Genomic DNA, 22,227 nt, shown 5'->3' with positions numbered 1-22,227 from the left:
ATGCAAGTTGATAATATTTTGAAAATTAAAAAGGAGGGAAATAATGAAAAAATCTACTAATAAGTTAAAAAGCACAAAGAGAAAGCTAGGACTTCCAGATGCGTATGTTATTTTATTTGCAATCTTAATTATTGCAGCTGTGGCGACATACCTTATACCAGCAGGTACATTTGACAGAGAGACTGTCAATGATATTACAACTGTAATACCTGATAGCTATCAACAAAGCGAACAACAACCAGCATCATTTATTCAAATATTTACAGCAATCCAACAGGGTATGATCGATTCAGCGGGGTTAATTTTTCTTGTGCTTATTATTGGCGGAGCTTTTGCGGTAATTGAATACACAGGTGCGATTGATGCGTTAATTATGAAGACGATTAATCAGACAAAGGATAAGGAATATCTATTAATTATTATTGTATGTAGTCTATTTTCTATTTTTGGTGCTTTAGGTATTATCGTAAATGCAGTTATTGCGTTTATCCCAATAGGGATTATTTTAGCCCGTTCTATGAAGTTGGATGCCGTAGTCGGTGTCTCCATTATCTATCTTGGAGCATATGCAGGGTTTAATACCGCTTTTCTTGATCCATTAACTACTGGAATGGCCCAGCAGATTGCCCAAGTACCATTGTTTTCTGGTATTGGTTTTCGGGTGCTAATTTATTTAACGGTACTTGCTTCGACAATAGGTTATATATGGTGGTATGCTAGTCGTGTCAAAAAAGACCCAATGCAGAGTGTACTTGGCGGAAACCGCTTTCCAAAATATGATGAAAAAAGTGTAGATGCTGCCCCATCTAAATTAACAGGTATACATAAATTGGTTTTATTATGGCTCGCATTGGGGATTGGAATATATATTTTTGGAGTGTTTCAGTATGCCTGGTCGTTGAATCAGATGGCCGCTATGTTTATTATTATAGCGATTGGTACAGCAATTATTGCCAGAATTAACCCAAATGAATTGGTAGTACAGTTTTTTAATGGTTGTAAAGGACTGGTATACGGAGCATTAATTATTGGAATGGCAAGATCAATTGTAGTAATTCTAGAGAATGGACAAATTTTAGACACTATTGTTCAAGGAATGGCAACAGTTATGGAACCATTTACGAGCGTCATCGGTGCTATTGTCATGTTCTTCGCTAATTTTCTTTTTAATATTATCGTATCATCTGGAAGTGGACAGGCCGTTATTGTTATGCCGATTATGACGCCACTTGCAGATATTATGGAAATACCCCGACAAGTAGCTGTTCAAGCTTATAAAATGGGGGATGGATTTTCAAATGTGATCACCCCAATTTCTGGTATCTTAATGGCTAACTTGGCAATTGCAGGTGTATCGTGGGTGAAATGGATTAAATTTGTGTTACCTTTAGTAGTCATTTGGTGTGTTATTGGAATTGTTTATTTAACCATAGCTGTTATGATTGGATGGGGACCAATATAAAAAGGAGTGAATTTTAGATGAGAATAAATGAAGTAGTTTTATATAAGATGCAAATGCAAATGAAAAATCCATTTACCACTAGTTTTGGAACGGAGCAGAATAGAGAATTTTTGTTGGTTGAAGTAAAAGGCGATGATGGAATATCAGGCTGGGGAGAAGGGGTTACATCTGAACGGCCCTTATATAGCGAGGAATTCACGTTACAAAGTTGGTATATGCTAGAGAAGTTTCTTATTCCGCTTGTTGTTAATCAAGAAATTACTCATCCGGATGATCTTCAAGAATTGTTTAAGCCGTATAAGCGTAATCATATGGCCAAGTCTGCGTTAGAAGGGGCAGTATGGGATTTATATGCGAAGCAATGTGGTGAATCATTAGCTACAAGTCTTGGAGGCACGAAGAAACGTATTGAAGTTGGAATTAGTTTGGGGATTGAAGATAGTTATGAAAAACTAATTCAAGCAATTCAAGAGAAAGTGGATGAAGGCTATAAGCGAATTAAAATAAAGATTAAACCAGGAAAAGATATAGAGGTTTTGCGAGAGGTAAGAAAACATTTCCCTAATATCCCATTAATGGTAGATGCAAACTCTGCATATACGTTAGACGATATCAACCTATTAAAAGCACTGGATGAATTTAATTTAATGATGATTGAGCAGCCACTAACAGCTGGCGATCTAATTGACCATGCAAAATTACAAAAACAAATTAATACACCAATTTGTTTGGATGAAAGTATCCATTCGTTTGAGGATGCTCGCCAAGCAATTGAATTAGGCAGCTGTAAAATAATTAATTTAAAAATAGGTCGTGTAGGTGGATTAACAGCATCGAAACGAATTCATGATTTATGTGAAAATGCAGGAATCCCATTGTGGTGCGGTGGAATGCTGGAATCAGGTGTCGGACGTGCGCATAATATAGCGGTTGCAGCATTAGCTAATTTTACACTTCCTGGAGATACAGCATCATCATCTAGGTATTGGGAAAAGGATATTATCCAACCAGAAGTTGTAGCAAAAAATGGTGTCTTGACTGTTCAGGACGCTATAGGAATTGGTTATGAAGTGGATCGAAATGAAGTGAAAAAGCATACGGTAGCAAAAAAGGTTTTTAGCTAGAATTACAAAAAAGGGACACAAACCCTGTAGAATAAAAAAGAGACTGAAACAAAAGAATGAAGAAACAATTAAAAACGAAAAGATAATTAGTTTAAATTAATTATCTTTTCGTTTTTTGATCAGAATCATTCATTTAGCACCTGAAATAAGCGAGACTCCGGCGGGAACAGCACGAGTCCGAAGATCCACTTGGTAACGTGTTTTTCTTTACCAAGTTAGCTGAGGCCGTGCCCGGAAAGCGCGTCTATTTTCACGGTGCGGCGATGATACTCCTATTGATAACATGATTATTCGTATTTTGAGTAAAGAAGGTGTTTTGTCCCAGCCTATGTTTTTTTCCTGAATGCCTTAGCGCTTTATGTAAATCTCAAACTAGAAAGAGGTAAGCAAATGAATAATATAAATTTTGAAATTAATGTTTTTTTAATAATGATACAAAAAAATAGCATTCATTTCAAACGATTACGAAGAAATACATGCTATTTTGGAAGTAGAAGAAAATCAAGAATTTCAAATATATCCAAGTTGGAATGTGAATTTCTCAATCAATAAAAACGAAATTATAATTGATCTAAATTATCAAAAAGAAGACTAAAAATTTTTTTACCTAAGGATTAAGAAAAGTCCATTAAGGATTCCTTTATTATTATCGGGAAAGGTCCTACTGTCGTCTTTCCCGGTTCCTTTTGATATGGAATTCAAATTTTCTTTCTGTTATTTGCAAAGAATCCTCTCTATCAGCTTTCCTAGCTGCTTTTTTTCATAGTTTAGGAAATTAAAAAATTAGCCCATGTGGACAAATACGGGAGTGTTGAGCCACGTCCAGCTTTAGCGCCCAGAAACTCAAACTCACCGTGACTCCTCTATCTCCGTTGACTCGCTTCAGACGCTACGTTTCTAATCGGGTGCTTGCGCTTTTGTTCTAAGTTAAGAAAGTATAAAATCAGTGCAATGACTGCGTTAAGCGAAGTAGTTATTTTGAAATGTTTGATGTATATTGGCAATGCTCCGACTAATTACTTCGCTTTCCACGGGCACGGCCTCAACTAACTTTGCAAAGAAGAACACGTTGCAAAGTGGATTTTCGGCTCGCGCTAATCCCGCAGGAGTCTACGTAATTAGTCTCCGCTATGAGAAGGTGCAACAATTCTTTTCATAAGTAATAGGTTGACTTTTTTTACAATGGGTAAAGTGAAAATCGTTATCCGTGAGTATAAAAGCAGCTGTGTTACTTCATGCTAGCGTTGTAGAGCCTGATAATAGCGAAGGGCGGCCACTTCAACTCCTGTGGGAAATGTTTGACCTGAAGATCCACTTTTTTGAGCGGGTTTTGCTAAAAAGTTAGCTGAAGGACAAACCCCACGGAAAGGGAAGTGGGCAGCCGGAGTGGTGGTCAAGCAAGCAGTAGCTATTATTCCATAATAGCTACTAGAGGAAGCGTAAATCTGAGCATTTAGTGATAAGGACTGAGCGAATTTTGCTCAGTTTTTTTAATTTCCTCTCATATCATGTCAAATTAATCTTTCGCTTGTTTCCCTTAAAAGATATATGGAGAAAAGGTTTTGATTACATTAGAAATGATACACATTTTAAATGGATTGTTCCTACTTTGTCACACAAAATAGATAGAGATTTGGTAGACTGAATAGAGACAAAAGTCGGAGGCATACGGAAATGAATAAACTAAAACTTTGGGAAGAAGCAGAGGCTTATCTTACACAGTATCATCAGGAATTAGAGACAGCATTTACCGATTTTAAAAACAGGTGTGAGGCGGTAAAACGAGAAATAGATGTGTATGGTACGTACCAACATACTTATGACGAGCTTATGTACGGTGCTAAATTGGCTTGGCGTAATTCCAATCGTTGTATTGGCCGCTTATTTTGGGAACGAATGGACGTCATTGATGCAAGAAAGGCAACAACAAATGAAGAAGTGTTTGCTTATCTTATTGACCATATAAAGAAAGCAACGAACGGTGGTAAAGTTAAACCAATGATTACCATTTTTCAACCCGAGGTGATTCAATCCGGAGCTAGTCCAGTAAAGATTTGGAATCATCAGCTGCTGCGGTATGCAGGCTATGAAACGGATGAAGGAATTGTTGGAGATCCTGCTTCAATAGAGTTTACCAAGGTATGCCAAAAGCTAGGCTGGGAAGGGAAAGGTACACATTTTGATTTGTTACCATTGGTAGTTCAAGTGAACGATCAACCTCCAAAGTGGCAGGAAATCCCAGATGATGTAGTTATTGAGGTACCTATCCAGCATCCAACCATTGACATCTTTGCTGGAAGAGAAGTTAAATGGTATGCAGTTCCTATTATTTCTGATATGCGTTTGGAGATCGGTGGTTTAAGCTATGTGGCTTCACCTTTCAATGGTTGGTATATGGGTACTGAAATTGGTGCAAGAAATTTTGCAGATGAAGATCGTTATAATTTTCTTCCGCTTGTTGCAAGTCAATTGGGGTTAAATACAAAGCACTTAAGTACATTATGGAAAGATCGTGCACTGGTAGAATTAAATGCTGCTGTTCTTGCGTCCTATAAAAAAGCAGGTGTTTCGATTGTCGATCATCATACAGCGGCGAAGCAATTTGAAATATTTGAGAAGCAAGAAGCTAAACATGGAAGAAGCGTGACTGGTAAATGGGCATGGCTTATTCCTCCACTGTCACCTGCAACTACACATATTTTTCATAAACCATACGATAATACAACAAAGAAACCTAACTATTTTTACCAAGACAGGTTTTGGGAATAAGTGTAAAAAGACATCCGGATTATCAGCTAGAATTTGGATGCTTTTTTTTCCTTGCTAATGATTCATAAACTTTAACGTGTGATCCAATTAACATCGTTATTTACTACCCTTTTATTGGAAACTTCATTCATAATCTTTTATACCCCTGCTAGATAGTTTTTCCTAAAGATGAAACATGTTATAATCAAACACACTGCAAAAATACCGATTTAAGGGGACGGACAACTTTGAATACATTTACCGTGAAAAAAGTTCTTAATAATAATGTATTAATTGCCTTAGACCAGCGTCAATCAGAAGTAGTGTTAATTGGAAATGGTATCGGTTTTCACCATAAAAAGAAACAGAAGATTGATGCAAAAGCAGTTGAAAAGTTATTTGTCCTGCGAAATGAAAAAGAGCAGGAGCAATATAAAAAACTGCTCCCAAACATCGATGAGAATCTGCTGCAATCGATTATCCAAGCGATCGGTATGATTCGGAATAGGGCGAATGAGATGCTGAATGAAGCTGTACATGTTGCGCTAACTGATCATATTCTTTTTGCAGTAAATCGGTTGAAGAAGGGATTAGAAATTAAAAATCCGTTTCTTTCTGAAACGAAAGTACTTTATCCTTTTGAATATGAAATTGCTTCCGAAATAGTTGAATTTATTAATCACCGTCTCCAAATTAATTTGCCAGCAGGTGAAATAGGTTTTATTGCATTACATGTGCATAGTGCCATTTCAGATAAGAACCTATCCGAGGTTAATAAATATTCGCAATTAGTAACCCAGTTAATTGATATGATAGAAGATCAATTAAAGATTACGATAGATCGTGAAGGTATAGAATATATTAGGCTTGTAAGGCATATTCGCTATACAATTGAGAGAGTTTTAAAAGGTGAGGCCATCGAAGAGCCTGAAAAAATTGCTTCTCTATTGAAAAAAGAGTACCCTACATGCTATAATCTTGCTTGGAAGCTTGTTAAAATTATGCAGCAAACAATGAAAAAACCAGTATATGAAGCGGAAGCTGTGTATTTAACGATGCATTTGCAACGCTTATATCAAAAATATGAATAAAACTTTTACGTGTTACTGATACGATCAGGCATGAGTGGAAAGATTACTAATAAGAGGGTAAGGAATTGTTTTTCCTTATCTCCTTATTGGTGATCTCTGCTCATGCTTTTTTTGTTGGTTTTTTCAAAACAGGAAAGTACAAAGTTTACGTTTGTATAATCTAGCTTCAACTTATACTTCTCATACCTATAGCTTCATTTTGGATGGAAAGAAGACCACAACATGGTTGATGTATTAGAGGACAAGCAAAGATAAAGTAACTACTAGGATATGGTGGTTTAAGTTGGCAGATAGGATGTTGTACTTTTTATGTATTAATTGAAGAGAGGGAGGAATAAACATGTTTAAAAAGGCTTTCGGTGTATTACAAAAAGTTGGTAAGGCACTCATGCTTCCAGTTGCATTATTACCAGCAGCAGGTCTGCTTTTAGGTTTTGGTAATGCAGCACAGCAGGAAACAATGCTTGAATATCTGCCATTTTTAGGAGCAGATTGGATACAGCTCGTTGCTACAGTGATGGAAGATGCTGGTGGAATTATTTTTGATAACTTACCGTTAATTTTTGCAATTGGTGTTGCAATAGGTTTAGCAAGTGATGGAGCTGCTGGACTTGCTGCACTTGTTGGTTATTTAGTATTGAATCAAGTAATGGGGTCTTGGATTGGTGTAACCCCAGATATGCTTGAATCTGACCCTAGTTTCGCATCTGTTTTAGGAATATCGACATTGCAAACTGGTGTTTTTGGTGGAATTATTGTCGGTTTAATCGCCGCATTTTGTTATAATCGCTATCATGATATTGAAATGCCTTCATTTTTAGGATTCTTTGCTGGTAAGCGATTTGTACCGATTGCGACCGCGGCTATGTCATTTGTAGCAGGGTTTGTTTTGCTGTTCATCTGGCCACCTGTCCAAGAAGCAATGAACGACGCGTCGTATTGGTTAATTGAAGAAGGAACCTATCTCGCTGTATTCTTTTTCGGTTTTATAAAGCGTTTACTTATTCCGTTTGGCCTACATCATATTTTCCATGCACCTTTCTGGTATGAATTCGGTTCGTATACCACAGAGGCTGGAAACTTGGTGCGGGGTGATATGACGATATTTTTTGCCCAATTAAAAGATGGTGTAGAAATTACAGCGGGTAATTTCATGGCTGGTGAATTTCCAATAATGATGTTTGGTTTGCCAGCTGCAGCTTTGGCGATGTATCATGCTGCTCGTCCAGAGAAGAAAAAGCTCGTAGCAGGCTTATTAGGATCAGCAGCATTAACGTCATTCTTAACAGGTATAACAGAACCACTTGAATTTTCATTTATGTTTGTATCACCATTACTATTCTTTTTACACGCCGTATTAGATGGGCTATCCTTCGTATTAATGACCATATTTAGTGTGAATATCGGTTATACATTTTCCGGCGGGGCGATTGATTTCGCGTTATTTGGAATTTTGCCAGGTCAAGAACCATGGTGGATTACGATTATACTTGGATTGATCTTTGCAGTTATCTATTACGTCATTTTCCGTTTCTTCATTAAGAAATTTAACCTAATGACACCAGGACGTGAGGAAGATGGAGAAGAGGCGGCAACTAAGGAAGGTAGAACAGGTGAGTTTGCATATGATGTATTAGCAGCAATGGGTGGAGAAAAGAACATTTCGCATCTGGATGCTTGCATTACTCGTTTGCGTGTCTCGGTTAATTCAATCAATGAAGTAGACAAGGAGCAATTGAAAAAACTAGGAGCTTCTGGAGTACTAGAGGTTGGAAATAATATTCAAGCCATTTTTGGCCCACGTTCAGAAACGATAAAGGGGCAAATGCAAGATATTATTTCAGGAAAAATACCTCGGGAAGAAGAGGTTAATCAAGAAGCTGAAATAAAACAGCAAATAGAAGAAGTGAATCCGGCTGCCATGCAAAATGAGCTGAAGGATGAATCAATTGTTTCTCCGATGACTGGTGAGCTTCTACCAATTACAGAAGTGCCAGACCAAGTGTTTTCTGGAAAAATGATGGGAGATGGCTTTGCTATTATGCCAAAAGATGGGATCGTCGTTGCTCCAGTGAACGGAAAAATTGTAAATGTTTTTCCGACCAAGCATGCAATTGGAATGATGTCTGAAGGAGGAAAGGAAATACTCATTCATGTAGGTATTGATACAGTAAATTTAAAGGGAGATGGCTTTGAAGCACTTGTTACAGAAGGTGACGCTGTTCAAGCAGGCCAACCTATTTTAAAAGCAGATCTTTCTTTCATTCAAAGTAAAGGATTGCCTATCATTACTCCGATAGTATTTACAAATTTAAGTGAAGGGGAGCAAGTGACCCTACAAAAATCAGGAAATGTAGTGAAGGAAGAAACAGATATAATGAAGCTATAAGAGAAAAACATACTACGTTTAGTGGTGGGTAAAGTCATCGACGAATGATTTTGCCCATTTTTCTATTTACTACCTCCCGATTGCGACGTCAGAATCGATTACGAGCACTCCAAGTATGAGCATATCCACAAATCCTGTAATAAAAGCACACGGTATGATAAAAATGATAACGTACTTCATGCTGTTGCTCAATTCGCACAATCCTCTAACAAATATCGAAACTTCTACTAAATCACTTCCCTCGTTAATAAACTTTACCAAGGACTTTTACTACAGAGAGGAAGTATTATATGAAATCGTTAAAAATTGTCATCATTGGGGGAGGATCTTCTTATACACCGGAATTAATAGAAGGAATCATTAATAATTACGATGTATTGCCCGTTTCAGAAATTTGGCTTGTAGATATTTTAGAAGGAAGAGAAAAGTTAATGATTATCGCAGGCTTAGCAAAACGAATGATAGCACAAGCTGATTGCTCTATCAAGATCGTTGAAACATTAGATCGTCGTGAAGCTCTAAAAGATGCTAATTATGTGATTACACAAATTAGAGTGGGGCAATTGGACATGCGCAGATCAGATGAATATTTATCGCTCAAGCACGGGGTTATTGGTCAGGAGACAACCGGAGCTGGCGGCTTTATGAAGGCATTGCGTACGATTCCGGTAATGCTGGATATTTGTGAAGACATAGAAGAACTAGCTCCAGAGGCATGGCTGCTCAATTTTACTAATCCGGCAGGTATTATAACAGAAGCTATTTTGAAGCATAGCAATGTTAAAGTCGTTGGGCTTTGTAATAATCCAATAAACTTCTATAAAAAATTTGCTAAGGACTATCAAGTTCCGATGAAGGATGTAAGTATCCAGTTTGTCGGTATCAACCATTTAAATTGGATAACCGATTTCTATATTAAAGGAAAATCAAGATTAAACGATGTGTTAGCTGGTGTATCTGCGAGTTATGAAGCAAAGAATATTCCAGGACTTGAATGGGATCCCATATTTCTTCAATCACTCGGAGCCATCCCTTGCGGCTATCATAAATACTATTATCAGACAGACCAAATTTTAGCTGAGCAGTTAAATAATTACAAGAAAGGCTACACAAGAGCTGATCAAGTCCAACAAGTCGAAAAAGAGCTATTTACGATTTATGAAGATCCATCTACTATGGAAAAACCTGATGCATTAGAACAACGTGGAGGTGCCTATTATTCGGAGGCGGCTGTAAACCTCCTTACCTCAATTCATTTAGATAATAAGCAAATTCACACAGTAAACGTTAGAAATAATGGAGCCATTTCTTGTTTACCTAATGATGTCTGCATTGAAGTAAATTGCATAGTTGAAAATCAGCAAATTACACCAATTCAAACAGGAAATGTTTCTCCACAAATAAGGGGATTATTGCAAGTTGTTAAGGCATATGAAGAGTTAACCGTGGAGGCTGCCGTAACAAGAAAAATAGGAACTGCTTTACAAGCATTGACAATTCATCCGTTAATTCCATCTGCAAAGAAAGCACATGAATTATTACAAGATATGTTAATTGCAAATGAAGCCTATTTCCAGCCAATTCTATATTTCGGAGGCGATCATGTATGAAAGTTACGCTGTTATGTGCATTAGGGATGAGTACAAGTATGCTCGTAGAGAGAATGAAAAAAGCGGCTAAAGCAAGATCGGTGAGCATCCAAATTGAAGCACATTCGGTTAATGACTTAGAGGGGCAGCTTGAAACCTCGGATCTTATCTTACTTGGACCACAAATTCGATATAAACAAAGAGAACTATCAGCAAAAGCAAAAGCTGTTGGGGTACCACTTGCAGTAATTGATATGAAAGCATATGGGAGTATGGATGGAGATAAGGTATTGAATCAAGCCTTGGAGTTATTACGCTAGAATGGAGGGGAGAGTATATGAGGAGATTTCAAGCGTTTATGGAGCATTACTTTATGCCGGTTGCTGGAAAACTAGCTGAGCAGCGACATTTACGGGCAATTCGCGATGGAATTATTGCTACGATGCCGTTACTAATCATTGGGAGTATCTTTTTAATTATTTCTTCACCGCCTGTTAAATCCTGGACAGAATTTATGAAGCCATTTACACCAACTCTAAGTATACCTGTAAACGCAACATTTGGGCTATTAGGATTGATTGCTGTATTTGCGATTGCTTATCATTTAGCAAGAAGCTATAACCTGGACGGTCTATCTGCAGGTGTGCTCAGTGTTGCAGCATTCTTTGTAGCAACACCTCTAACAGAAGAAGGGAATATTCCTCTAAATTTAATGGGCAGTGAAGGGCTGTTTATTGCAATTTTATTAGCTATATTTACGGTTGAAGTGTATCGTTTTTTTACGAAAAAAAATATTGTCATCCGTATGCCAGATGGAGTCCCGCCGTCTGTTTGGCGGGCATTCACAGCATTAATTCCAGGTGCAGCTATTATTGCTATTGTTTGGGGAGTCGATTTGTTTTTAAAAATCGCTTGGGACCTGTCCTTGCATGGGGTCGTAGGTGCTGTATTAAGAGAGCCTATACAGCAATTAGGAGGAAGCTTTTGGGGAGCTATTATAGCGATTATTCTTATTCATTTACTATGGTCGTTTGGCATCCATGGTATCTCCGTCGTTGCCAGTGTAATGGCACCAATTTGGTACAGCTTAACGGAAGAAAATGTTGCGGCACATCAAGCTGGTGAGGCATTGCCTCATATTGTTGGCCAGCCGTTTATGGCAATTTGGTGGGCTGTTGGTGGATCTGGTATGGCCTTAGCCCTGACGCTGCTCTTTATTTGGCGCGCGCGATCCAAGCATTTAAAAAGCTTGGGAAGAGGGTCAGTATGGGCAAGTGCCTTTAATATTAGTGAACCAGTTATTTTTGGTGCTCCAGTCGTGATGAATCCGATCCTTGTTATCCCCTTTATTCTTGCACCACTTGCAGTTGGAATCCTAACCTATTTTTCTATGTCAATTGGTTTGGTAGGGAAGCCATATGTGATCATACCATGGACAACACCACCCCCGTTCTCAGGCGTTTTAACAACGGGGGATTTCCGAGGTGGTCTATTGATGATTGTAAATATTATTGTAGCGATGGTCATTTATTATCCGTTTTTCAAAATGTATGATCGCCAGCTTGTAAAGGAAGAGGAATCAATTAGATCAGATGATACATAGTGCAAGGTATTGTTACATGGTTGAAAAATTACTCATGAAATGGGAGTGTTTTGGTGAAAATCAAGGTATTATGTTTATCGACAATTGCATTGCTTGCTGTCATATTTCAACAGCAAACCGTTCATGCAGATAAAGAAGCGAGTCGTAAAGAAAAGCGAATAGTAAAGCCAGGTATTGAAGTCTTATTAGAAGAACATTTGAATTGGTTAGCTGGAAAACGAGTAGGTCTAATTACAAACCCAACAGGCGTTGATCGAAATTTAAAAAGTTCAATTGACTTATTGTATGAACATCCAGATGTAAATCTAACTGCACTTTTTGGTCCTGAACACGGTATTCGTGGTAACCGTGAAGCGGGTGAATATGTTGAGTCGTATGTAGATGAAAAGACGGGTTTACCTGTTTACAGCCTGTATGGACCAACATGGAAGCCGACAGAAGAAATGCTTGAAGATATTGATGTATTGTTATTTGATATCCAAGATATCGGTTCTAATGTATATACCTATATTTATACACTTGGTTTTGCAATGGAAGCGGCCGCAGAACAGGGGAAAGAGATTATTGTTCTGGATCGGCCAAATCCAATTGGTGGCGAACGAGTAGAGGGACCTCTTCGTTCAGCGGACACGGTTAGTTTTATGGGAAGATTTCTTTTGCCTGTACGTCACGGCCTGACTGTTGGTGAACTAGCAACAATGTGGAATCATGAATATAGTTTGGGAGTATCGTTAAAAGTAGCGAAAATGAAAGGTTGGAAGCGCTTCATGCATTTTGAAGACACACAGTTACCATGGATTCAACCTTCTCCTAATATTCCAGCGCAAGAAACAGCTTATTTATATGCAGGAACAGAACTATTGGATGATACAACATTAACAACTGGTCTAGGAACAACAAAGCCATTTGAGCTTGTAGGTGCACCATGGATTAATGGGAATCAATTAGCAGAAGAAATGAATGATAGAAACATAGATGGCGTCCGTTTTCGTTCTGCTTACTTCACACCAATGTTTGGTAAATATGAAGGGGAGCGCATTGGTGGTGTACAGGTACACATAATTGATCGGCAGAAAATAGATTTAGTAAATTTAGGATTACAGCTTCTTGATGCGATGCGTGATCAAGACCCAGATCAATTTATGATGACAGATAAATACGCCAATCTTATTGGTGACCCAGAAGTGCCAGCGATGATTCGAAATAATGAATCGATAGAGAAAATTATAGATAGTTGGCAAAGGAAATTAATGAAATGGAAGCTTGAGGTACGAAATCACTACTTACTTTATGGACCCTATCCGAAGGGTGCAAAGCCTTATAAAGGGAAAACAGTACTTGGTATCTTACCGTTAGATTTATCCGCGGCAATTGGACAAAGCATTCCTTTATCGTTACAAGGCTTTGATAAGAATGGAGAAAAATTAGAAATAAATTCGGATGATATTAACTGGAAAGTTACAGATGGATTAGGGTATGTTGAGGATAGCCAATTTCATGCGCTAAAAGATGGTGTTGGTAAAATTATTGCAATCTACCAAAAGCAAAAAGCAGAACGTTCTATAGATATATCAGCAATTTTAGTTCAAAATATTCGCTTTGGAGTACATGATTCCTATACACGTGTTGTGTTTGATTTAAATAAGACAGTCAGCAATTATGCTGTTGAAGAAGAAGATCACCGCCTGTTATTTTCTATCCCCTATGGAGAAATAGCTGGAGAGTTAGAAAAGGGAGGAGGGAGCATTTTAATTGGGAATAGTCCAGTGATCGAGCGCATCGATTATCAAATAGAGGGAGAAAACTTTTCAGCAGAATTGCATGTAAAACAAACGGCTGTAAACGTAGAAACACCAACATATGCTTCGCGAATCGTATTAGATTTGCAGCATGATGGAGAAAATTAGCCGTGCATATCTATCATGCATATAACTGGCAGTAAGATTCCCACTTCAAGGAATAAAGTGAAACCAATATGGATAAGTAGGAGATCGACTGCCAGTAAATGTCCGATTGGTTCCAAGGCCGTTAGGTCATATCCTTGGGGTACGAACAATCAGTGGAGGATAAACAAAATCCCTACTAAAGTTTCACTTTATAGATAGAGTAGCAGATACTTCTGTTTTGATTCATAAAATACTGCTACAAATAACATATTGGCATGTAAAAACAGGGATAATTAAATCCCTGTTTTTGTGGTCGCTATTTCTTTCTAAATTTACTATCTGACCTTTGTTGGCGAAGTTTTCCCAAGCGCTCTGATATCTTCTCTGCTTGGTGTTTTGTACATTCCTTGTCTATTTCTAATTGATATTTTCCATCTTTAGCAGTAATGTCAAAACAGGTATCTACTTCACTTCCCTTTGGAAGCAGGTTTTTAGCGATAAGAATTTCCTTTTGTTTATCTTCCACTAAGATGACTGCTTTTTCATTATCTTCAAAGCGATCTAAGACACCTTTCATTTGTCGGCTCCTTTCATACAGGCTAATCCTTGTTTTTTTATATCATCTAATGTTGCAGTACTGATACCTTTTATCTTTGTCAAATCATTTAGTGATTGATACGGTCGTAAGTCAATTAATGCAGTTGCCCGCTCTGAGCCAATATGAATAATATTTTGTAAGTCATCATGTGAAGCTTGGTTAATGGCAATACATTCATCTTTCCCTTTTTCCGTAGAAATTTGATATTCTGTTCCATTTGTAGTTATGATAATGGTACCATCATTATCTGTACCATATAAGTCAATTCCAGCATTTTTGATTTTTTTTATTGTTTCTTTATGTGGGTGTCCATAATTATTATCCTTTCCTGCACTATAAATAGCTACTTGTGGATTAACTGCTTCTACAAATTCAGCTGCGGTAGATGTATTGGAACCGTGGTGTCCAAGCTGGAGAAAATCCGCATCGATCGAATCATTCATCGTAAGCATTTCTCTTTCCTCTGCTTTACCTGCATCCCCTGTAAACAAAAAACGCATTTGATCATATGATAATCGAACGGAAAGAGACTCTTTATTTGCTTCACCTGTGATTTCTTTAGGATAGAGGATGTCGATTTCCAATGGCCCGATTACAAACTGCTCTCCTACTCGAGGTTCTTCATAGTTAGCGCCACTATCAATTACTGCTTCTAAAGCTTTTTGAAAGGTTTGAGAAGAGCTTTCATTACCACTCATCCATACTTCCTGTGTTTCGTATGTTTGAAGGATTTCTGCTAATTGTCCAATATGATCAGCATCTGGATGACTAATAATGATTAAATCAATGTTATTAATAGCTTGGGACGCTAAATATTCGTTTACATCATTACTTTTCCAATCACCAGTGTCATATAAAATCGTATAGGTTTGTTGATCCTCTGAATAGCGAAATAGCGTCGCATCTGCTTGGCCAGCATCTATGTAATGAACATCCAGTTGCCCATTTGAAGACGTTGAGTGTGCAACACTATCTGATTGTGTGGGTGATTTACCACAAGCCGTTACGAAGCAAAATAATCCAATGATAATCAAAAACAGCCAATGACGCTTCATGTAACATGTCCCCCTTCTTTACCTTAATAGTATTATAAGTTGGTATCGAAAGGAAAAGGAAAGAATAGCGGCTATAATAACTAAATATTCTGAGTGAAAATAGGGGGGTGAAGTGACTAAATTAAACAGTCATCATAATTGTTCTGATGTCACAAGGCTATTAGAGCGAGGAAGTTATCTCCACGATCTAAAAAGGGTTATCAATATAGATACAACAAATAATCAGAGAGATTTGCAGTTGGTTCTCAGTCTTTGGATGATTCCTTCGTTATCTTGTTTACGTGTATCAGATAAGCAAAGGCTCTCTTCCGTTTAGCAACTGCTGCTAAGTGAGAGAGCCTTACATATAATGAGAATCAGCTAGTATCTAGAGATGCTTTACAGATGGAGCAACATAATTGATAAGCGCTGTTCAAGCGAAAGCTTTAATTTAAGTTTCCAATAGACAGGTATTTAGTTTCTAAATAAGGTTCGATTCCTTCTAAGCCGCCTTCACGTCCTAGTCCACTCTCTTTCATTCCACCAAATGGGGCATGTGCCGCTGATGGTCCACCATCATTCCAGCCAATAATTCCATAGTCTAAATGTTCATGAAGATATGTGCCAGTGCGATAGTCATTAGTAAAGAAGTAGGCAGCAAGACCAAACGGTGTGTGATTCGCCATCGCTACAGCTTCATCTATTTCTGTAAACGTGGTTATTGGAGCAACAGGACCAAATGTTTCTTCGTGCATAATATCCATTTCTTCAGTTACATTTTTAAGTACAGTTGGATGAACAAAGTAGTATCCTTTGTCGTCATTTGCATCAAATTGATCTCCTAACAGTACTTGTGCACCCTTTTCTTTGGCATCAGTAATGTGAGAAATGATTTTTTCATAGCCACCTTGATTAATGATTGGGCCGATATCAACACCTTCATGTAATCCATTTCCTACTTGAAGCTGCTTTACTTCTGCAACAAACTTTTCAGCGAATTTGTCAACGACATCTTCATGAACAATGATTCTGTTTGCACAAACACAGGTCTGACCAGCATTACGGAATTTCGTAGCTACTGTTTGTTTGGCTGCTAGCTCGATATCAGCATCCTTGGCTACAATCAATGGTGCATGTCCACCAAGCTCCATCGTTACATGCTTTACTGTATCGGCACTGTTTTTTATTAATTCTTTTCCAACAGATGTAGATCCAGTAAATGTTATTTTTCGTACATAGTCGCTGTTGGTAAATAGGTCACCAATTATACTACCAGAACCAGAAACGTATTGAATTGCTTCTTCTGGGATGCCAGCTTCATGAGCTAATTCAATAATTCGTATGCCAGTCAATGGTGTTTCAGAGGCTGGCTTAACAATGAATGTACAACCTGCAGCAAGTGCTGGCGCAGCTTTACGAGTCATCATGGCTGCTGGAAAATTCCAAGGAGTGATCGCGGCGACTAAACCAACGGGTTGTTTACTAATAATAATGCGTTTGGACTCCGTATTTGCTGGAATGGTCCTACCATATATTCGCTTTGCTTCTTCTGCGTACCAATCAATATAGCTTGCAGCATATTCTACTTCACCAGAGGATTCTTTTAATGGTTTTCCATTTTCAAGTGTCATCAGCTCGGCAATGTCATCTTTGGCATCACGAATTTTTTTCGCCCACGTATTTAATAATTCGGCTCTTTTATGGGCATTAACCTTTGACCATTTTGGGAAATAGTCATGTCCTTTTTTAAGCGCTACTTGAATTTCTTCTTTGCTATGTTTCTTAATTTCTTTAATAGTTTCTCCAGTAGCTGGGTTTGTAACAATAATCGAGTTAGCCATTATAAAACTCCTTTGCTCATTAATATAACGTTTTATTATATTTATTATATTCCCTAGTTATTCATCGATAAAAACATATGAACTATAAATTAAAATAATAAATCCTATACATTTACTTACAAAGTCTTTATTTTCTTTCGCTAAGAAAGTGAAATGGTAAATGAAGAAGGATGTATAGGTTTATTTTATCATTTTTCTTAAAAAATAGAAAATTATTATTATTTAGATATAAACTTGTAATTACGTTAAAATCAAATAGTATGCTAGCTTTATTTGGATATCTATGATGCAAATCTATTTAAAAATACCTAGAAATATTTTAAGAAAATTTATGACTAATCTATCAATCTTCAAAATGAGAATTTTTTTCGACGTTGTTTGACATATTTCTCCCTTTTTCATCTTCTATAATTGAGTAACAACCTAGATACGACAGAAAAGCACCATAGTCAGATAAGAACGAAATGAGTGAAAAAAGGAGGCAAAGTGTTCTATATGGATTTGATTCTTATCTGCATTGGAAATGTGTCAAAAATTGATGGGAGGAATGGTCATGAAAGCTAAACGTAGACGTCAAATGAGAACAGCATTTAGCTTTGCCGCAACAGTACTATTGACATTTTCATTAATTGTACCTGGAGTAACGAATGCAGAGTCGAACGGTATGTCGAACCAAATGGTAAAAGAAAAAGTCAGTAAGCGGTTGATTAAAGAGTTTAAGGGCGATGATAAGTTAACCTTCCTAGTCAAATTTAAAGAAAAAGCAGATACTATGAAAATAGCTGAACGGGCGAAAGCCTCTAGTCAGAAAGCGCAGTTATCTGCAAAGAAGGCTGAATTAACCCAACGAACTGCCGTTTTAACAGAATTAAAGGAAACATCCTTAAATTCTCAGCAGAAAGTTAGGAAGTTCCTTGAAGCAGAAGTCGAAAAAGGAAATGTAGACACATTTAAGTCGTATCATATTGTAAACGGAATGGCTGTCACAGCAACGAAGAAAGTTGCCAATAAGCTTGCAGCTTTTACGGAGGTAGAAAAGATACTGCCAAATGAAAGTAAGACAATTGTTTACTACAATTACAAAAGATGCAGAAGCACCTGCTTCAAAAATCGCGAATGTCGAATGGAATGTTGAACGTGTTGGAGCCCCCACAGTATGGGATATGGGATTTGATGGATCAGGTGTAACCGTTGCTAGTATAGATACAGGTGTTCAATGGGATCATCCAGCGCTACAAGAAAAATATCGAGGCTATGATAATACTTCCGGAGAAGTGAATCATGACTTTAATTGGTTTGATGCGACAGCAGGGGAATCGGCTCCTTATGATGATCAAGGTCATGGCACACACGTTACTGGAACAATGGTAGGTAGTGAGCCAGATGGCTCAAACCAAGTAGGTGTTGCTCCAGGAGCAAATTGGATCGCTGTAAAAGCCTTTTCAGCAACTGGAGGTACCGATACTGATCTTCTCGAAGCAGCGGAGTGGATTTTAGCTCCTACAGATGCACAAGGAAATTCACGCGTTGATATGGCGCCCGATGTTGTAAATAATTCGTGGGGAGGTGGTCCGGGTCTTAATGAATGGTATCGAGACGTTGTAAGAAATTGGAGAGCAGCAGAAATATTCCCGGAATTCTCTGCAGGGAATACGTCGATCTATAATCCAGGTGGTCCAGAGTCGATTGCGGTACCAGCAAACTATCCAGAGTCATTTGCTACTGGTGCAACCGATTCTAATGATTCGCTAGGAAGCTTTTCATTACAAGGTCCGTCCCCTTATGATGAAATTAAACCCGATATTTCAGCACCAGGTGTAAATATTCGTTCTAGTGTTCCAGGCAATGGTTATGAAGGCGGGTGGAATGGTACATCAATGGCAGGTCCTGCTGTTTCAGCAGTTGTGGCTTTGATGAAACAAGCTGATAGTAGCTTAACTGTTAATGAAATAGAAGAAGCTCTACTAGCTACTGCCACACCATTAACTGATAACGAATTTCCAAATTCACCGAATAATGGATATGGTTATGGATTAGTGAACGCATATGACGCTGTTTCTTCGATAATTCCGAGCTTAGGAATGCAAAAATCAATGTTTTTCTTAAATGATCATCGAACAGCACTAATGAGATAATTAGCCCAAAATTAGGAACCATTCGATCGAAATAGCTGTCTCAACAGTTCCACGATTATCAAAACCTAAATAGAAAAATTTATAAAATAAGGAGGCTGGGACGAAACACAACTTCTTTACTCAACATACGAATAATCATGTTATCAATAGGAGTATCATCGCCGCACCGTGAAAATATACTTGCTTTCCGCGGTCGCGGCCCATAGCCGTCAAGTTAAGCAGGATATTTTAAAAACCATAAAGTTATTCGTTATTCTGACATTATAAATGGAATAATTTGGAGGGATTACGTATGGCTAAGCAATATCATTTTGACTCGTTTGTAAAGAGTGTGCACGATATTTTATCTATTTCTGAACTTCGCAATGTTGCTCGGGAATCAGGTTTTGTACAACGATTGAAGAAGATAATGCCGGAAGATTTCTTAAGTATATGTGCCTTCTTACATGAAAAAGTTGGTACGGAGGGGCTAGGACAGCTCTGTGCCTCCCTTTCTCGTGAATCAGAAATATCCATATCTAAACAAGCCTTACATCAACGATTAGACGAGAAAGGAGTGGCTTTTTTAAAACAAGTTTTTATGCGGTTAGCGGAAAAACAACAGATGTTATCGTTACCATCTCCATCTGATTATCCTTTTTCTCGGATCCGTATCTTGGATGGCACATCCTTTCAAGTAAAAAAGAACACCGCGAGTTATTGGGATGGAGTGAAAATACAATTAGAATATGAGCTGTATCAAGGGAATTTTTTGCATACGTTGTTCTATGGACCAAGAGACAGTGATCACGATGCAGCTGAAGAATTGGCAGATACAATAGGAGAAGAGGACCTTATCTTGCGTGACCTCGGCTATTTCTCAGGAGATCACTTTAAAAAAATAGATCGAGCAGGAGCCTATTATATTACTCGTGTTCCTGCCAATATGACCTATTGGACATTGGATGACAAGCAACGAAGAATCCAAATAAAGCCTGAAGAAGATGCCATGCATCTAGCTCCAGGAGAGATACAGGATTATGGGTTCATTCAATTAGGAGTTAAGGGAAAAAATACATTTCATGCACGTGTAGTCGTACAACGATTAACCGAAGAGCAACAAAAACAGAGAGACACCTATTTAAAAGAAAGAAGACGGAAAGGGGGGCATACCCAATCCGCCAACAAGAAGAATCATATCCAAATTCTTGCTACCAATATAACACAAGAAGAAATGGATGAGCAAACCTTGTATCCTATCTATTCCTTGCGTTGGCAAGTGGAGATTCTCTTTAAAACATGGAAATCGTTATTTGAAATTGATGATGTGCAGGCAATGAATACCGACCGCTTTTACTGTCATTTGTATGGGACTTTAATTCATATTCTTCTTTCTTCGATGATTGCTTTTCAGTGCCGTTACTGCCTTTACGAAAAGTATCAACTAGAAGGAAGTGAGTACAAATGTATCAACCATGCGAGAAACGCAATAGTAGAGACGAAGGGGTATTCACTCTATCACCTTTCTTCTTTGAAAGCTCTCATCGATAATATTTACCAGAACATATACCGGCATGGAAGGAAAGATCATCGTTGTCAGCATAAAAGTCCTTTTGATGTCTTAAACATTGCGTATAAAGTACATTTCCGTGCCGCGTAAGTAACAGTGTAAAAAAGAAAAACAAGTACCCATAAAAGAATACGGATTAAACTGGAAAAATATGTTTATATTTACATTGCACCGTACTTCTTTTTTCTTAGCTTGACGGCTATGGGTCGCGGCCTCAGCCTCCTTTTGTTTCAATCGCGCCCTTCTATAGTATTAGAGCATCCTATTCTTTTACGTTTGTTAAACTTATATACAATATTTGAAATAGAAAAATACTAAAAAATAGTCGGTACCATTCCCCCATCCATGCGGATTGGAGAACCTTTAAATGCGGATGCATAAGGACTACACAAAAATGTAGTTAGTCTACCTATTTCAATTGGCTTGATAAATCGTTGTATTTCAGATTGAGGTAGGTTTGTAGTCATAAATTCTTTCTCTTTTTCTGAAAAAGTCATATCAGCATGAGAGTATATACCCTCAATTATTTGATGAACATTTTCAGAGAGTGTTGGTCCTGGCATGATTGTATTAACTGTAACTTCTGCTCCTACTGTTAATTTAGATAAGCTTTTTGACAATGATAATAGCATGGATTTTGTCATACAATACTGAGGCATTTGTCCTGAAGGCATAATTGCTTCTTCACTAGCAATAAAAATAATGCGACCATAATCGTTTTTTAACATTTTAGGTAAAAAAAACTTAGATAATCCATTTGCAGCAAGAACATTAGTACGGAAGTATTTTTCCCATGCTTCATCGTCAATGTCCTCATATTGCATAATCTCATAAATACCCATATTGTTAACTAAAATATCAATAGTGGGGTATTTTTTAAATAAGGCTTCTCTTTGTAGAATATCGACAATATCGGCTGTAGCATTTTGAGGAGAGGTAGCCGGGAAATTCGATTTAATTTCATTTACGATTCGTTCTACCTCTTCATAATTTCGTCCATTAATTAGCACATTGACACCTTCTTTGGCAAGTTCAATGGCAATTGCTTTACCTATACCTTTCGTTGATCCTGTAACTAAAGCTGTTTTATTGTTTAATCCCATATCCATAATACATTTCTCCATTTCATTTATCTTTTATGATAATAAGTTAAAATAAACGCGCTTCTACACTTTGGG

General features: G+C 37.7%; 15 protein-coding genes and 1 pseudogene. 12 read left to right on the top strand and 4 right to left on the bottom strand.

All coding sequences use genetic code 11. The features are described 5' to 3' along the window. Window positions 1-43: 43 nt before the first annotated feature. The 10 genes from D9782_RS00125 to D9782_RS00085 all read left to right on the top strand — a co-directional run bounded on the left by D9782_RS00125 (window position 44) and on the right by D9782_RS00085 (window position 13,913). The gene (locus D9782_RS00125; protein WP_026679578.1) at window positions 44-1,462 is read left to right on the top strand and encodes a YfcC family protein; all 1,419 of its coding nucleotides are present in this window, start codon (window positions 44-46) and stop codon (window positions 1,460-1,462) included. A 17-nt stretch (window positions 1,463-1,479) separates the two neighbouring features. Next, window positions 1,480-2,586 carry an o-succinylbenzoate synthase gene (menC, locus tag D9782_RS00120; RefSeq protein ID WP_026679577.1) on the top strand — a complete coding sequence of 369 codons (1,107 nt, stop codon included), beginning with the start codon at window positions 1,480-1,482 and terminating at the stop codon, window positions 2,584-2,586. Window positions 2,587-3,793: 1,207 nt separating this feature from the next. Further along, entirely contained in the window at window positions 3,794-3,931 is a 138-nt protein-coding gene (locus tag D9782_RS22615; RefSeq protein WP_162986291.1) for a hypothetical protein, read from the top strand. A gap of 329 nt (window positions 3,932-4,260) precedes the next feature. Then, complete coding sequence (locus D9782_RS00115; RefSeq protein ID WP_121603730.1) at window positions 4,261-5,355, top strand: nitric oxide synthase oxygenase; 1,095 nt, start codon at window positions 4,261-4,263, stop codon at window positions 5,353-5,355. 227 nt (window positions 5,356-5,582) lie between these two features. Then, on the top strand, window positions 5,583-6,425 hold the full coding sequence (glcT, locus tag D9782_RS00110; RefSeq protein ID WP_026679752.1) for a glucose PTS transporter transcription antiterminator GlcT: 843 nt from the start codon (window positions 5,583-5,585) through the stop codon (window positions 6,423-6,425). 340 nt (window positions 6,426-6,765) lie between these two features. Continuing rightward, a complete protein-coding gene (gene ptsG, locus D9782_RS00105) occupies window positions 6,766-8,814 on the top strand; it encodes a glucose-specific PTS transporter subunit IIBC (RefSeq protein ID WP_026679751.1) in 2,049 nt (682 codons plus the stop codon). Window positions 8,815-9,104: 290 nt separating this feature from the next. Then, on the top strand, window positions 9,105-10,424 hold the full coding sequence (locus D9782_RS00100) for a 6-phospho-beta-glucosidase (RefSeq protein ID WP_121603729.1): 1,320 nt from the start codon (window positions 9,105-9,107) through the stop codon (window positions 10,422-10,424). Then, window positions 10,421-10,723 carry a PTS sugar transporter subunit IIB gene (locus D9782_RS00095; RefSeq protein WP_026679749.1) on the top strand — a complete coding sequence of 101 codons (303 nt, stop codon included), beginning with the start codon at window positions 10,421-10,423 and terminating at the stop codon, window positions 10,721-10,723. Before D9782_RS00100 ends, D9782_RS00095 begins: the two co-directional genes overlap by 4 nt. Window positions 10,724-10,740: 17 nt before the next feature. Then, on the top strand, window positions 10,741-12,006 hold the full coding sequence (gene celB, locus D9782_RS00090; RefSeq protein ID WP_121603728.1) for a PTS cellobiose transporter subunit IIC: 1,266 nt from the start codon (window positions 10,741-10,743) through the stop codon (window positions 12,004-12,006). Between the two features lie 53 nt (window positions 12,007-12,059). After that, complete coding sequence (locus D9782_RS00085; RefSeq protein ID WP_080668606.1) at window positions 12,060-13,913, top strand: exo-beta-N-acetylmuramidase NamZ family protein; 1,854 nt, start codon at window positions 12,060-12,062, stop codon at window positions 13,911-13,913. A gap of 295 nt (window positions 13,914-14,208) precedes the next feature. Here the strand turns inward: D9782_RS00085 and D9782_RS00080 are convergent, their stop codons facing one another. From D9782_RS00080 to D9782_RS00070, 3 genes are all read right to left on the bottom strand, one after another. After that, window positions 14,209-14,469 (bottom strand): DUF3006 domain-containing protein, encoded by a 261-nt coding sequence (locus tag D9782_RS00080; protein WP_026679747.1) that lies wholly within the window; start codon window positions 14,467-14,469, stop codon window positions 14,209-14,211. Further along, window positions 14,466-15,545: an MBL fold metallo-hydrolase gene (locus D9782_RS00075; RefSeq protein WP_121603727.1), complete on the bottom strand. Its 1,080-nt coding sequence runs from the start codon at window positions 15,543-15,545 to the stop codon at window positions 14,466-14,468. The genes D9782_RS00080 and D9782_RS00075 overlap by 4 nt, the downstream gene beginning before the upstream one ends. A gap of 425 nt (window positions 15,546-15,970) precedes the next feature. Then, on the bottom strand, window positions 15,971-17,365 hold the full coding sequence (locus tag D9782_RS00070) for an NAD-dependent succinate-semialdehyde dehydrogenase (protein ID WP_121603726.1): 1,395 nt from the start codon (window positions 17,363-17,365) through the stop codon (window positions 15,971-15,973). Between the two features lie 553 nt (window positions 17,366-17,918). Between D9782_RS00070 and D9782_RS00065 the strand changes: the two are divergent. Then, window positions 17,919-19,446, top strand: a pseudogene (locus tag D9782_RS00065) (S8 family serine peptidase); the annotation flags it as partial. Window positions 19,447-19,792: 346 nt separating this feature from the next. Continuing rightward, on the top strand, window positions 19,793-21,139 hold the full coding sequence (locus D9782_RS00060; RefSeq protein WP_121603725.1) for an IS4 family transposase: 1,347 nt from the start codon (window positions 19,793-19,795) through the stop codon (window positions 21,137-21,139). Window positions 21,140-21,363: 224 nt separating this feature from the next. Here the strand turns inward: D9782_RS00060 and D9782_RS00055 are convergent, their stop codons facing one another. After that, window positions 21,364-22,158, bottom strand: a complete 795-nt coding sequence (locus D9782_RS00055) for an SDR family NAD(P)-dependent oxidoreductase (protein ID WP_121603724.1) — start codon at window positions 22,156-22,158, stop codon at window positions 21,364-21,366. Window positions 22,159-22,227 lie beyond the last annotated feature (69 nt).

The sequence above is a fragment of the Virgibacillus sp. Bac332 genome (assembly GCF_003667785.1).
Lineage (GTDB): Bacteria > Bacillota > Bacilli > Bacillales > Amphibacillaceae > Virgibacillus > Virgibacillus salarius.
This window is presented reverse-complemented; position numbering and strand designations above follow the sequence as displayed.

Excerpts from the sequence above, each read along its gene's own strand:
- D9782_RS00125 (WP_026679578.1), top strand. The coding sequence starts at position 44 with ATGAAAAAATCTACTAATAAGTTAAAAAGCACAAAGAGAAAGCTAGGA.
- menC (WP_026679577.1), top strand. The coding sequence starts at position 1,480 with ATGAGAATAAATGAAGTAGTTTTATATAAGATGCAAATGCAAATGAAA.
- D9782_RS00115 (WP_121603730.1), top strand. The coding sequence starts at position 4,261 with ATGAATAAACTAAAACTTTGGGAAGAAGCAGAGGCTTATCTTACACAG.
- ptsG (WP_026679751.1), top strand. The coding sequence starts at position 6,766 with ATGTTTAAAAAGGCTTTCGGTGTATTACAAAAAGTTGGTAAGGCACTC.
- D9782_RS00100 (WP_121603729.1), top strand. The coding sequence starts at position 9,105 with ATGAAATCGTTAAAAATTGTCATCATTGGGGGAGGATCTTCTTATACA.
- D9782_RS00095 (WP_026679749.1), top strand. The coding sequence starts at position 10,421 with ATGAAAGTTACGCTGTTATGTGCATTAGGGATGAGTACAAGTATGCTC.
- celB (WP_121603728.1), top strand. The coding sequence starts at position 10,741 with ATGAGGAGATTTCAAGCGTTTATGGAGCATTACTTTATGCCGGTTGCT.
- D9782_RS00080 (WP_026679747.1), bottom strand. The coding sequence starts at position 14,469 with ATGAAAGGTGTCTTAGATCGCTTTGAAGATAATGAAAAAGCAGTCATC.
- D9782_RS00075 (WP_121603727.1), bottom strand. The coding sequence starts at position 15,545 with ATGAAGCGTCATTGGCTGTTTTTGATTATCATTGGATTATTTTGCTTC.
- D9782_RS00070 (WP_121603726.1), bottom strand. The coding sequence starts at position 17,365 with ATGGCTAACTCGATTATTGTTACAAACCCAGCTACTGGAGAAACTATT.
- D9782_RS00060 (WP_121603725.1), top strand. The coding sequence starts at position 19,793 with ATGGCTAAGCAATATCATTTTGACTCGTTTGTAAAGAGTGTGCACGAT.
- D9782_RS00055 (WP_121603724.1), bottom strand. The coding sequence starts at position 22,158 with ATGGATATGGGATTAAACAATAAAACAGCTTTAGTTACAGGATCAACG.